At 66.3% G+C, this 12,396-nt stretch carries 14 protein-coding genes; 8 read left to right on the top strand and 6 right to left on the bottom strand.

Annotated elements, in window-relative coordinates; all coding sequences use genetic code 11:
* Window positions 1-9 precede the first annotated feature (9 nt).
* The gene (pdxH, locus tag AWB83_RS28235) at window positions 10-651 is read right to left on the bottom strand and encodes a pyridoxamine 5'-phosphate oxidase (RefSeq protein ID WP_087048923.1); all 642 of its coding nucleotides are present in this window, start codon (window positions 649-651) and stop codon (window positions 10-12) included.
* Between the two features lie 284 nt (window positions 652-935).
* On the opposite strand from pdxH, the gene AWB83_RS28230 reads away from it, so the two are divergent.
* Complete coding sequence (locus AWB83_RS28230; protein ID WP_087048922.1) at window positions 936-1,781, top strand: tRNA threonylcarbamoyladenosine dehydratase; 846 nt, start codon at window positions 936-938, stop codon at window positions 1,779-1,781.
* A gap of 66 nt (window positions 1,782-1,847) precedes the next feature.
* Here AWB83_RS28230 and trxA read toward each other — a convergent pair whose 3' ends face one another.
* Complete coding sequence (gene trxA / locus AWB83_RS28225) at window positions 1,848-2,696, bottom strand: thioredoxin (protein WP_087048921.1); 849 nt, start codon at window positions 2,694-2,696, stop codon at window positions 1,848-1,850.
* A 97-nt stretch (window positions 2,697-2,793) separates the two neighbouring features.
* Window positions 2,794-3,672 carry a pirin family protein gene (locus tag AWB83_RS28220; RefSeq protein ID WP_087048920.1) on the bottom strand — a complete coding sequence of 293 codons (879 nt, stop codon included), beginning with the start codon at window positions 3,670-3,672 and terminating at the stop codon, window positions 2,794-2,796.
* 176 nt (window positions 3,673-3,848) lie between these two features.
* On the opposite strand from AWB83_RS28220, the gene AWB83_RS28215 reads away from it, so the two are divergent.
* Together AWB83_RS28215 and AWB83_RS28210 are read left to right on the top strand one after the other, a co-directional pair.
* Complete coding sequence (locus tag AWB83_RS28215; protein WP_087048919.1) at window positions 3,849-4,097, top strand: hypothetical protein; 249 nt, start codon at window positions 3,849-3,851, stop codon at window positions 4,095-4,097.
* 145 nt (window positions 4,098-4,242) lie between these two features.
* Window positions 4,243-5,124: an EamA family transporter gene (locus tag AWB83_RS28210; RefSeq protein WP_087048918.1), complete on the top strand. Its 882-nt coding sequence runs from the start codon at window positions 4,243-4,245 to the stop codon at window positions 5,122-5,124.
* Between the two features lie 18 nt (window positions 5,125-5,142).
* Here AWB83_RS28210 and AWB83_RS28205 read toward each other — a convergent pair whose 3' ends face one another.
* Together AWB83_RS28205 and tsaE are read right to left on the bottom strand one after the other, a co-directional pair.
* The gene (locus AWB83_RS28205) at window positions 5,143-6,654 is read right to left on the bottom strand and encodes an N-acetylmuramoyl-L-alanine amidase (protein ID WP_087048917.1); all 1,512 of its coding nucleotides are present in this window, start codon (window positions 6,652-6,654) and stop codon (window positions 5,143-5,145) included.
* Window positions 6,636-7,214, bottom strand: a complete 579-nt coding sequence (tsaE, locus tag AWB83_RS28200) for a tRNA (adenosine(37)-N6)-threonylcarbamoyltransferase complex ATPase subunit type 1 TsaE (protein ID WP_087048916.1) — start codon at window positions 7,212-7,214, stop codon at window positions 6,636-6,638. Before tsaE ends, AWB83_RS28205 begins: the two co-directional genes overlap by 19 nt.
* Before the next feature lie 18 nt (window positions 7,215-7,232).
* Here tsaE and queG point away from each other — a divergent pair, with 18 nt between their 5' ends.
* The 3 genes from queG to xerD are packed head-to-tail and all read left to right on the top strand — an operon-like array spanning window position 7,233 to window position 9,873.
* The gene (queG, locus tag AWB83_RS28195) at window positions 7,233-8,474 is read left to right on the top strand and encodes a tRNA epoxyqueuosine(34) reductase QueG (RefSeq protein WP_087048915.1); all 1,242 of its coding nucleotides are present in this window, start codon (window positions 7,233-7,235) and stop codon (window positions 8,472-8,474) included.
* Window positions 8,471-8,947, top strand: coding sequence for a methylated-DNA--[protein]-cysteine S-methyltransferase (locus AWB83_RS28190; protein WP_087048914.1), 477 nt, complete (start codon window positions 8,471-8,473; stop codon window positions 8,945-8,947). Before queG ends, AWB83_RS28190 begins: the two co-directional genes overlap by 4 nt.
* Window positions 8,944-9,873 (top strand): site-specific tyrosine recombinase XerD, encoded by a 930-nt coding sequence (xerD, locus tag AWB83_RS28185; RefSeq protein WP_087048913.1) that lies wholly within the window; start codon window positions 8,944-8,946, stop codon window positions 9,871-9,873. Before AWB83_RS28190 ends, xerD begins: the two co-directional genes overlap by 4 nt.
* Before the next feature lie 19 nt (window positions 9,874-9,892).
* On the opposite strand, the gene AWB83_RS28180 is transcribed toward xerD, so the two are convergent.
* Complete coding sequence (locus AWB83_RS28180) at window positions 9,893-11,044, bottom strand: acyl-CoA dehydrogenase family protein (protein ID WP_087048912.1); 1,152 nt, start codon at window positions 11,042-11,044, stop codon at window positions 9,893-9,895.
* A gap of 107 nt (window positions 11,045-11,151) precedes the next feature.
* Here AWB83_RS28180 and ybaK point away from each other — a divergent pair, with 107 nt between their 5' ends.
* Both ybaK and plsY read left to right on the top strand, forming a co-directional pair.
* A complete protein-coding gene (ybaK, locus tag AWB83_RS28175) occupies window positions 11,152-11,643 on the top strand; it encodes a Cys-tRNA(Pro) deacylase (protein WP_087048988.1) in 492 nt (163 codons plus the stop codon).
* A 36-nt stretch (window positions 11,644-11,679) separates the two neighbouring features.
* Window positions 11,680-12,315 carry a glycerol-3-phosphate 1-O-acyltransferase PlsY gene (plsY, locus tag AWB83_RS28170; protein WP_087048911.1) on the top strand — a complete coding sequence of 212 codons (636 nt, stop codon included), beginning with the start codon at window positions 11,680-11,682 and terminating at the stop codon, window positions 12,313-12,315.
* The last annotated feature ends 81 nt before the right edge of the window (window positions 12,316-12,396 follow it).

Here is a 12,396-nt window from a genome sequence, read left to right as displayed (position 1 = left end):
GCGCCCGGCTTACGGCGCGAGCCTCGCGATGCGCCACGGACCGTCCGCGCTTTCACGCGTATAGACGATGCGGTCGTGCAGTCGCGAGGGGCGTCCCTGCCAGAATTCGATGGTATCGGGCACGACGCGATAGCCGCCCCAGTGCGGTGGGCGTGGCGGCGCGTCGCCGTATCTGGCGATCATCTCGCGCTCGCGCGCTTCCAGCGCCTCACGGCTTTCGAGCGGCTGGCTCTGATCCGACGCCCACGCGCCGATGCGCGAGCCGAGCGGACGCGATGCGTAATACGCGTCGCTTTCCTCGGCGCTCGTCTTTTCGGCGCGGCCCTCGATGCGCACCTGGCGCTCGAGCTCGATCCAATGGAACAGCAGGCTCGCCGCGGAATTGGCGGCCAGTTCGCGGCCCTTGCGGCTTTCGTAGTTGGTAAAGAAAACGAATCCGCGCTCGTCGACGCCCTTGATGAGCACGATGCGGGCGGATGGACGCCCCTGCGTATCGACGGTCGCAAGGGTCATGGCGTTCGGTTCGGGCAGCCTGGCATCGACCGCTTGAGCGAACCAGGTCTCGAATTGACGCACCGGGTTCGGATCGACGTCCGCGGCGTCCAGAGCGCCGCGCGAATAATTTTTGCGAAGGTCTGCGAGGGTCGTCATTTTTATGCAAGCGCTACAGTGGCGACAGTATAGCCAAGGTGAAACGATCTTGCCCTGATTACCCGAAGACGCTCCGCGAGCAGGTGCGCCAACGGGCGCCGGCTATCACGTCTGGGGTTCCGATAAGGCAGAATACGCAATTCGGCCGCATTTTGCATGATCGGACAGCCAGGTTTGCAACACCGACAGCCGCTTGTAAGCGTTGATTGACGCAGCACAAGGCCTGTCGCGTTTTCCGGGTTTCCAGTTTGCTTTCAACGCTCCACGCTTGCACCTCCCACGACATGAACGTCTCATCCGACACCGCCATCACGCATCCCGCCGACGAAGCCGCCGATCGCGAGCGCCGCTTCGGCGGCATCGCGCGTCTGTATGGCGCACCCGCGCTCGCCGCATTCGAGAAGGCGCATGTCGCGGTGATCGGTATCGGCGGTGTGGGCTCGTGGGTCGCCGAGGCGCTCGCGCGCAGCGCGGTCGGCAAGCTGACGCTGATCGATCTCGACAACGTCGCCGAAAGCAACACGAATCGCCAGATTCACGCGCTCGACGGCAACTATGGCAAGGCGAAAGTCACGGCGATGGCCGAGCGCATCCGCCTGATCGATCCCGCGTGCGACGTGCGGCAGATCGAGGACTTCGTCGAGCCCGGCAACTTCGACGAGACCTTGGGCGGTGGCTTCGACTACATCGTCGATGCGATCGACAGCGTGCGCACCAAGACCGCGCTCATCGCGTGGTGCGTGGCGCGCAAGCAGGCCCTGATCACGGTCGGCGGCGCGGGCGGGCAGCTCGACCCGACGCGCATCCGCATCGACGATCTCGCGCTGACCATTCAGGATCCGCTGCTCTCGAAGGTGCGCGGCCAGTTGCGCAAGCTGCACGGCTTTCCGCGCGGGCCGAAGGCGCGCTTCAAGGTGAGCGCGGTGTATTCGGACGAGCCGCTGATCTATCCCGAAGCGCCCGCGTGCGATATCAGCGAGGGCGCGGAGCATCTGGAAACGGGCGCGGGGTATTCGGGCCCGGTCGGGCTCAACTGCGCCGGCTTCGGGTCGAGCGTGTGCGTGACGGCGAGCTTCGGCTTCGCGGCGGCCGCGCATGTCCTGAGGGCGCTGGCGAAGCGCGCGGCTTAGGTTCCGTCGTTGAGAATGCAAAACGGCCAGCTTGTCGAAGCTGGCCGTTTCCATTTGAAGCGATGATCAGTTGATCGCCGCGCTCAGCTTGCGCCGCCATTGCGACACGAGATCCGGCTGATTCGCGGCGAGCTCGAAGACGGAGAGCATTGTCTTGCGGCCGACGTCGTCCATGAAGGCGCGGTCGCGCACGACGATCGCGAGCAGATGCTCCAGCGCTCCCGCGTAATCGCGGCCCGCGATCAGGCGGTTGGCGAGCGCGAAGCGCGCCTCGAGGTCGTCGGGATTCGCGTTCACCGCTTCGATCAGCGCGTCGGCGGGCGGCAGGTCGGCGACGGCATCGGCGGCGTCGAGCTCCGTCTTCAGCGCGTTGTAGCGCGCGTCGATGCCCTGCGTCGTCTTCGGCGACAGGAGCTTGTCCTCTTCCTTCGCTTCGTCGTAACGGCGCTCCGCGAGCAGCCATTCGATCAGGTCGAGGCGCGCGTCGTCGTAGCCGGGATCGAGCGCGAGCGCGGCCTTGATCGTGTCGATCGCCTCCTTGCGCTTGCCCGCGGCCCACGCGTTCTGCGCGGCGCGGCGCTCCGCTTCGGCGCCGTCGGGCACGAGCCGGTCGAGAAACGCGCGCAACTGGCCTTCCGGCAGCACGCCGATGAACTGATCGATCGGGCGGCCGTCCGCGAACGCGACCACGTGCGGAATGCTGCGCACCTGAAAATGCGCCGCGAGCTCCTGATTCTCGTCGACGTTCACCTTCACGAGCTTCCATTTGCCCGCCGCTTCGGCTTCGAGCTTCTCCAGCATCGGTCCGAGCGTCTTGCACGGGCCGCACCAGGGCGCCCAGAAGTCGACCAGGACGGGCGCGAGCATCGACGCGTTGATGACGTCGTTCTCGAAGGTGGCGAGGGTCGTATCCATGCGTTCTCTCCTAATGCTTGCGGTCTATCCCAACGAGATGGGGACGATCCGCGCAACTCTCAAGCGCCGAGGCACGACGCATGCCTCGGGCGCGGGTCTAGCGGCGCTGCGGCGGCAGCGGAATGAATTCGGTTTCGCCGGGCACGTGTCCCATGCGCTGCTCGCTCCACGCGGTCTTGGCCGCCTCGATCTTGTCGCGCGAGCTCGACACGAAGTTCCATTCGATGAAGCGCATGCCGTCGAGCGGCGCGCCGCCCAGCAGCATCGCGACGGCGCCGTTCGCGCTCGCCAGCCGCACGTCGGCGCCGGACGTGAGCACGGCCATCTGCTGTTCGGGCAGGGGCTCGCCGTCGATGCTCAGGTCGCCGCTCACGAGATAGACGCCGCGTTCCTCGTGCTCGGTGTCGAGCGTGATCTCGCCGCCGGCCGCGAACTGCGCGGCGACGTAGAGCGTCGGCGAAAACGTGCGCGTCGGGGCCCTGGCGCCGAACGCCGTGCCCGCGATCACGCGCAGCGTGACGCCGTCACGCCCGATCTGCGGCAAGGCGGCCGCCGCATGATGCTCGAACGCGGGCTCGATGTCCTCGCTCGCCACCGGCAGCGCCACCCAGGTCTGGATGCCGTGTATCGCCTGGCCGGACGCGCGCTCCTCATCGGGCGTGCGCTCCGAATGGACGATGCCGCGCCCGGCGGTCATCCAGTTGACGTCGCCCGGGACGATCTTCTGCACCGAGCCGACGCTGTCGCGATGCATGATCGCGCCTTCGAACAGATAGGTGACGGTTGCGAGCCCGATATGCGGATGCGGGCGCACGTCGAGCCCCTTGCCGGGCACGAGCGTTGCGGGACCGATGTGGTCGAAAAAAATGAAGGGTCCGACGGTGCGCGCGGCGAGCGCGGGCAGCACCCGCCGCACCATGAGGCCGCCGACGTCGTGTTCGTGAGGCTTGAGCAGGGCGCGGATCGTCGAGGGCATGGCGGGTTCCCGAAGGCAGATCGGGCGCCGGAATGGCGCTCCTGGAACCGTCGATTCTACCGGCCGATTCCGCAGGACGCAGATGCACTGCCACGCCCCTTTGTTTTGTGCCGCCGCGTTTTCAGCCTACGCGCCGGTTCGCGCAATCCACGCAACCTTGATAGGAGATTGGAAAAATGAGCAAGAACAAGCTGTTGGTCGCCGTCACCGCGGGCCTGTTCACCGCCGCCGCGGCGACGGGCGCGTTCGCGCAGGACACCTCGGGCAACGCGCCGAGCGCGTCGCCGATGCAGGACGGCACGTCTTCCGGCACCACGAAGCACAAGAAGCCGAGAAAGCACACCGCGCATCCGTCGGCGGGCAAGAAGACGCCTGAGGCGGAAACGGGCAATAACCCGGCAGCGGAGTCGGGACAGAGCAAGTAAGCGCCGGTTTTACGCGTGAGAAGGCGCTCGCGCCGTTCCCCCGGGCGCGGGCGCTTTTTGCGTCCTCGTTTTGACGGGGCCGCCGTGCCCCTCTCCGTTACACTCCTTGCCTCACCGATAACGCGCACGAACGAGGGGAAGGGCGATGTCGCCAAAGGATTTGCTGATCGCAACGGTGGTCATTTTCGCCTGGGGCGTGAACTTCGTCGTCATCAAGCTGGGGCTGCACGGCGTGCCGCCGATGCTGCTCGGCGCGCTGCGCTTCGCGCTCGCCGCCGTGCCGGCGTTCTTCGTCAGGCGGCCGCAGATCCCGCTGCGCTGGCTCTTCGCCTACGGCCTCACCATTTCCCTCGGGCAATTCGCGCTGCTCTTCTATGGCATGTATGTCGGCATGCCGGCCGGGCTCGCATCGCTCGTTTTGCAGGCTCAGGCGTTCTTCACGCTCATCTTCGCGGCGATGTTCCTCGGCGAACGCATCCGCGCGGCGAACGTCGCCGGGCTCCTGATCGCCGCGGCGGGACTCGCGCTGATCGGCATGCAGGGCGGCCAGGCGATGACCGTCACCGGCTTTCTGTTCACACTCGCGGCCTCCGCGATGTGGGCGCTCGGCAATGTCGTCACGAAGCGCATGGGCAAGGTCGATCTGCTGTCGCTCGTCGTGTGGGGAAGCCTGATTCCGCCGCTGCCGTTCCTCGCGCTCTCGCTGATCTTCGAGGGCCCGGCGCGCATCGAATCGAGTCTCGCGGCCATTCCGCTCGTCTCCGTGCTCGCGGTCTGCTATCTCGCGTTCGTCGCGACGATCGTCGGCTACAGCCTGTGGGGCAAGCTGCTCGCGCGTTATCCGGCGGGGAGCGTCGCGCCGTTTTCGCTGCTCGTCCCGGTGATCGGGCTCGTGTCAGCGGCCGTGTTTCTCGGCGAGGGGCTGAGCTCCGCGCAAATCGCCGGCGCGGCGCTCGTGATGGCGGGACTCGTAGTGAACGTGTTCGGCGGACGCCTCGTTCAGCGCCTTCTGCCGACGGCGCGCTGAACGAGGCGTTCGTCCTGCTTACGTCATGCGGCTCTTCGCGAGCGGCGGATTGGCCGCGAAGTAGCGCTTGATGCCCTTCATGATCGCGTTGGCCATCTTGTCGCGATAGGCCTCGTCGTTCAGGCGCGCTTCCTCGTCCGGGTTGCTGATGAACGCGGTCTCCACGAGGATCGACGGAATGTCCGGCGCCTTCAGCACGGCGAAGCCGGCCTGCTCGACCGAGCCCTTGTGCAGCTTGTTGATGCCGCCGATCTCGTTGAGCACGAAGCTGCCGTAACGCATCGAATCGCGGATCTGCGCGGTCGTCGACATGTCGAACAGCGCGCGGCTCACGCTCGCGTCCTGCGACTTCACATTGATGCCGCCGATCTGGTCCGACGCGTTCTCCTTGTTCGCCATCCAGCGCGCGGCCGCGCTCGACGCGCCATGCTCCGAAAGCGCGAACACCGACGAGCCGCGCGCGTCGGGCGTGGTGAAGGCATCCGCGTGAATCGACACGAACAGGTCCGCGCCCACGCGCTGCGCCTTCTGCACGCGCACGTTGAGCGGCACGAAGAAGTCGGCGTCACGGGTCATCATCGCGCGCATGTTGGGCTGGGCGTCGATCTTCGCGCGCAGCTTCTTCGCGATGTCGAGCGCGATGTGCTTCTCGTATGTGCCCGCGCCGCCGATCGCACCGGGGTCTTCGCCGCCGTGGCCCGGATCGATCGCGACGGTGAGCAGGCGTGTCGTGCCCGCGCCTTGCTTGGGCGTGGAGAACGTGTATTGATCGTCGTCGTCCTTTTTGGCGATGACCGGCGGCGGGGGCGGCACGCGCGGTTTCGCGGCAGGCTTCGGCGCCGGCGCGGCCGGAGCGCTTTCGGCCTGGGCGTCGTTCTGCGCGTACTTCTGGAAGAACTCGTCGGTCGAATCGGACGTGCCCTTCTGGGCGGTCGTCGGGCCGGAAAGCGTGGCGGGCGGCGGCGCCGACGGAGTCGGGTTCGCGCGGTCGAGCGCTTCCTGCTTGCGCTCGGTTTGCGCGAGCAGCTCCATCAGCGGATCGGGCGCGACGGCGGGGTACAGGTCGAACACGAGCCGGTACTTGTAGCTGCCGATGGGACCCAAGGTGAACACCTGCGGCTTCACCGTGCCTTTCAGATCGAACACCATGCGCACGACGTGCGGCTGATACTGCCCGATGCGCACGGCCTGAATCTGCGGATCGTTCGGCGTGATCTTGGAGACGAGATCCCTCAGCGCCTGATCGAGATCGATGCCGTTGAGATCGACGACGAGCCGGTCCGGCCCCTGCAGCAGCTGATTGGTGTTCTGAAGCGGCTGGTCGGATTCGATCGTCACGCGGGTGTAATCGCGCGCGGGCCATACGCGCACGCCGAGCACGCTGCTCGCATGCGCGAGCTTCGGCGCGACGAGCGCGAGCACCAGCGTCGAGGCGCCGGCGCGCAGCACCTGGCGGCGGCGCCAGTTGTGCGGTGCGAGGGCAGCCGATTCGATCGAGTGGAATGGCTTGATCAACATCTTTCGAGACATGACTTTCCTGTTTCGCTAAACGCCCGCGCGGTCAGCACGCGGCCTTCTTCTTTGTTCGAATCGCCTGGCGAGCCATGCCCGTTCGGCAGCGATAGCTGGAACACGAGGTCGGGCACGCCGAGCAGTCCGCCCGCTTGCTGCGGCCACTCGACGAGGCACACCGCGCCCCGGTCGAAATATTCGCGAAAGCCGGCATCGGCCCATTCGGCCGGATCGACGAAGCGATAGAGATCGAAGTGGTAAACGTCGAGCGGGCCGCTTGCGGTCTCGAGCGAATACGGCTCGACGAGCGTATAGGTCGGGCTCTTCACGCGGCCTTCGTGGCCGAGCGCGCGCAACGTGGCGCGCACGAGCGCGGTCTTGCCCGCGCCCAGGTCCCCGATCAACTGGACTTGCAAGCCCGCGAATCGTTCAGACGATGCGTGTGCTCGCGTCGCCTCGATGGCGCGCGCGAAGCGTTCCCCGAAAGCGAGCGTCGCCGCTTCGTCGCGCAGATCGAAACGACGTTCGAGAAGCGCGGGAGGAAGATCGGGCGTCGTGCGTGCGGGGCTTTCGGGCATTGCTCGTAAAATGTCGTGATGAACCGATTGCCGGAACATTCCGTTGAAATCACGACAGCGTCCAGCGACGCTGCCGCTGAGTCCGTCTCAGAGTCTCGCGCCTTCACTCACGGAGAGGAGGCTGCGCTGGCGGAACTCGCGCAACGCATCAAGGCGTGGGGGCGCGAGCTGGGATTCGGTGCGGTCGGCATCAGCGATATCGACCTGACGGATGCCGAGAAAGGCCTTGCTGATTGGCTCGAAGCAGGCTATCACGGCGAAATGGATTATATGGCCAAACATGGGATGAAACGCGCGAGACCGGCCGAGCTTGTGGCCGGAACGCGACGGGTCATCACCGCGCGCATGGCCTATCTGCCCGCCGAAACGCTCGCGAAAAAGGGCGCTGAAAGTGTCGCGACAGCCGATGGTCAGAAGAACGACTGGCGCGCGATCGAATGGTCGCGGCTGGCGAAGCCTTCGCAAGCGATGGTCTCCATCTACGCGCGCGGCCGCGATTATCACAAGGTGATGCGCAACCGGCTGCAGCAGTTGGCGGAGCGCATCGAAGGCGAGATCGGGTCTTTCGGCTATCGCGCGTTCACGGATTCCGCGCCGGTGCTGGAAGTCGCGCTCGCGCAGAAGGCCGGCAACGGCTGGCGCGGCAAGCACACCCTGCTGCTCGATCGCGACGCGGGATCGCTCTTCTTTCTCGGCGAAATCTTCGTCGATGTGCCGCTGCCCGTCGATCCGCATCCCGAGCAGGACGGCGCGCATTGCGGACAGTGCGCGCGCTGCATCGGCGCGTGTCCGACGGGGGCGATCGTCGCGCCTTATCGCGTCGACGCGCGGCGCTGCATCTCGTATCTGACGATCGAACTGCACGGCAGCATTCCGGAGGACTTGCGTCCGCTGATCGGCAACCGCGTCTACGGATGCGACGATTGCCAGCTCGTCTGCCCGTGGAACAAGTTCGCGCAGGCCGCGCCCGTCGCGGATTTCGACGTGCGGCACGGGCTGGATCGCGCGACGCTCGTCGAGCTCTTCGGCTGGAGCGCGGAGGACTTCGACGCGCGCATGCAGGGCAGCGCGATCCGGCGCATCGGGCATGAGCGATGGCTGCGCAATATCGCGGTCGCGATGGGCAATGCGTTGCGCGCGTCCATCGGCGAGAGCGAGCGCGCGGCGATCGTCGAGGCGCTGCAAGCGCGTGCGGACGATCCATCCGCGCTGGTGCGCGAGCATGTGCATTGGGCGCTTGCGCAAGGAAGACAGACATGAAGCCATTCGATGCCGTCATCGACGCGCCGTTCGGCAAGGTCGGCATTTGCGCCGACGAGCAATCCGTGCGCGAGATCGTCTATCTGCCCGACGACGTCGAAAGTGTCGAGCCACGGACGCCGCTCGCCCGGGAAGCCGCCGCGCAGATCCGCCGCTACTTCGACACCCCGTCGACGCGCTTCGATCTTCCCCTCTCGATCGGCGGGACGGCCTTTCAGCGGCGCGTGTGGCAGGGCATCTCAAGCATCGCGCCGGGGCACGTCTGGACTTACGGACAGCTCGCGCTCGAGATCGGCAGCGTGCCGCGCGCGGTCGGACAGGCGTGCGGCTCCAATCCGCTGCCGATCGTGATACCGTGCCATCGCGTCGTGGCGTCGGGCGGGATCGGCGGCTTCGCGCATCATCCCGGCGAGGGCTTTTATCGCAACGTGAAGCGCTGGCTCCTGGCGCATGAAGGTGTATCGATCGCATGACGAGCGCAACGACCGACGAAATACAGACGCCCGGACTGGCCGCGAGCCGGGACTCGATCGATCTGTTTTGCGACGCCCTCTGGCTCGAGCACGGGCTCGCCAAGAACTCGCTCGAAGCGTACCGGCGCGACCTGAAGCTCTTCGCCGAGTGGCTCGGCAAGACGCGCGGCGCCTCGATCGACGCGGCCGCCGAGGCGGACATGAACGGCTACATGGCCGCGCGCCGCGGCGACAAGGCGACGTCCGCGAACCGGCGTTTATCGGTATTCCGCCGCTACTACGCGTGGGCCATGCGCGAGCACCGCGTTGCCGCCGATCCGACGCTCAAGCTGCGCTCGGCCAAGCAGCCGCCGCGCTTTCCTTCCACGCTCAACGAGGCGCAGGTCGAGGCGCTGCTCGGCGCCCCCGCCATCGAGACGCCGCTCGGCCTGCGCGACCGCACGATGCTCGAGCTGATGTACGCGAGCGGCCTGCGCGTGACCGAGCTCGTCACGCTGAAGACGGTAGAGCTCGGCCTGAACGAAGGCGTCGTGCGGGTGATGGGCAAGGGCTCCAAGGAGCGCCTGATTCCCTTCGGCGAGACGGCGCACGACTGGCTCGAACGCTATCTGCGCGAATCGCGCCCGGTGCTGCTCGGCGCGCGTTCCGCCGATGCGCTCTTCGTCACCTCGCGCGGCGAAGGCATGACTCGCCAGCAGTTCTGGAACATCATCAAGCGTCATGCGCTGAACGGCGGCGTGCACGCACCCCTTTCGCCGCACACGCTGCGTCACGCGTTCGCGACGCACCTGCTCAACCACGGCGCGGACCTGCGCGTCGTGCAATTGCTGCTCGGCCACTCGGACATCTCGACCACGCAGATCTACACGCACGTCGCGCGCGAGCGCCTGCAGAAGCTGCATCGCGAGCATCATCCGCGCGGATGAATGCGGAAAAAGCCGCCGGCTATATCTCCGCGCCGCGCATCAGCCCGCGCGCGATGATCACCTGCTGAATCTGCGACGTGCCTTCGTACAGCCTGAACAGCCGCACGTCGCGATAGAAGCGCTCGATGCCGTACTCCGCGATATAGCCCGCGCCGCCGTGCACCTGCACCGCGCGGTCCGCGACGCGCCCGCACATTTCGGTGGCGAAGTACTTCGCGCACGACGCTTCCACCGACACGTCGCGCCCTTCGTCGCGTCGGCGCGCCACGTCGAGCACCATGCATTCCGCGGCGTAGAGCTCGGCCTTGCTGTCGGCGAGCATGGCCTGCACGAGCTGGAATTCGGCGATCGGCTGGCCGAACTGGCGGCGCTCCTTCGCGTAGGCGAGCGCGTCGCGCAGCATGCGTTTGGCCGCGCCCACGGCGATCGCCGCGATATGGATGCGGCCCTTGTCGAGCGTTTTCATGGCCGTCCTGAAGCCGACGCCTTCCACGCCGCCGATCAGCTGGCTCGCCGGCACGCGGCAGTTCTCGAAGATCACGTCGCTCGTATGCGCGCCGCGCTGGCCCATCTTGCGGTCGGGCTTGCCGATGGAAAGCCCCGGCGTGCCGCGCTCGACGATGAACGCCGAGATGCCGCTAGCGCCTTTCTCTTCGCTCGTGCGCGCCATGACGGTGTAGATGCCCGCCTCGGGCGCGTTGGTGATGAAGCGCTTGGTGCCGTTGAGCACGTAGAAGGCGCCGTCCTTCTTCGCGCTCGTTTTGAGCGAGGCTGCGTCCGAGCCCGCGTCCGGCTCCGTCAGGCAGAACGAGCCGATCAGCTCGCCCGCCGCGAGCTTCGGCAGATAGCGCGATTTCTGCGCCTCGGTGCCGTCGAGCAGAATGCCGATCGAGCCGATGCCGTTGTTCGTGCCGATGACCGAGCGAAACGCGGGCGAGGTCTGCCCGAGCTCGACGGCGATACGCACTTCCTCTTCCATCGTGAGGCCGAGGCCGCCGTAGGCCTCCGGAATCGTGAGGCCGAACATGCCGATTTCGCGCATCGCGTCGATCAGGTCGTGGGGGATGGCGTCGGTTTCGTCGACTTCACTTTCGCGCGGCACGAGCTGCTCGCGCACGAAACGGCGGATGGTGTCTTCGAGCAGGGTCTGGATTTCGGCGTCGCGGATCATTGTGAATCTCCTTTCGTTCGCGAACGATCGTGCCACGGCCGCGCACCTTCGCACACTCGGCCGAATGGCTAATGGTGAGGCGGATAACGCGCCGCTACAATGCGTCCATGTCGAAAAACAAACACGTCTCCGAAACGCCCGCGACGCAATTCCTGCGCCGCCACAGGGTCGAGTTCGGCGAGCATCCCTACGATTATGTCGAGCACGGCGGCACGGAAGAATCCGCGCGGCAGCTCGGCGTGGACGAGCATTGCGTCATCAAGACGCTCGTGATGGAGGACGAGCACGCCAAGCCGCTCATCGTCCTCATGCACGGCGACCGCACCGTGTCCACCAAGAACCTCGCGCGGCAGACCGGGGCGAAGCGCGTCGAGCCGTGCAAGCCGGAAGTGGCGAACCGGCATTCGGGCTTTCTGGTGGGCGGCACGTCGCCGTTCGGCACCAGGAAGGCGATGCCGGTGTACGTCGAATCGAGCGTTCTCGATCTCGACATGATCTATCTGAACGGCGGGCGGCGGGGCTATCTGATCAGCATCGATCCGAAGGTGCTGACCGGGTTGCTGAATGCGAAGCCCGTCCAGTGCGCGAGCGTCGATTAGAATGCACTCCGCTCTCGCTACAACTGAAAAGACAACATGATTCATCTGATCGTCGCCGTCGTGTCCTATCTGATCGGCTCGATTTCATTCGCCGTCGTCGTGAGCCACGCGATGGGGCTCGCCGATCCACGCTCCTACGGCTCGGGCAATCCCGGCGCGACCAACGTGCTGCGCACGGGCAACAAGAAGGCCGCGATCCTCACGCTGATCGGCGACGCGTTCAAGGGCTGGCTGCCGGTCTGGGCCGTCGCGCATTTCGGCGCGAGCTTCGGCTGGGATCAGGCGGGGATCAACACGGCGACCGCGCTCGCGGCCATCGCCGTGTTTCTCGGGCACCTGTACCCGGTGTTCTTCAGGTTCCAGGGCGGCAAGGGCGTGGCGACCGCGGCCGGCGTGCTGCTCGCGATCCATCCGGCGCTCGGCCTCGCCACACTGCTGACCTGGCTCATCATCGCGTTCTTTTTCCGCTATTCGTCGCTGGCGGCGCTCGTCGCGGCGGTGTTCGCGCCGTTCTATCAGGTGTTCCTGTTCGGGCCGAGCCGCATTTCGCTCGCCGTGCTGGCGATGAGCCTGCTCCTCATCTGGCGGCATCGCGCCAATATCTCGAAGCTGCTGGCGGGCAAGGAAAGCCGCATTGGCGACAAGAAGAAGGCGGCGGAAGCGGCCGAATAAAAAAGGTTCTTCGCAGAATTCCGTGGATGGCGACCGGCGATTTTGTAATCTAACGTCTGGAAACGGGACGTTGGAGGCCGA

Source organism: Caballeronia ptereochthonis, assembly GCF_001545075.1.
Classification (GTDB): domain Bacteria; phylum Pseudomonadota; class Gammaproteobacteria; order Burkholderiales; family Burkholderiaceae; genus Caballeronia; species Caballeronia ptereochthonis.
The sequence above is the reverse complement of the archived record's forward strand: the minus strand, read 5'-3'. Positions and strand labels throughout refer to the sequence as shown.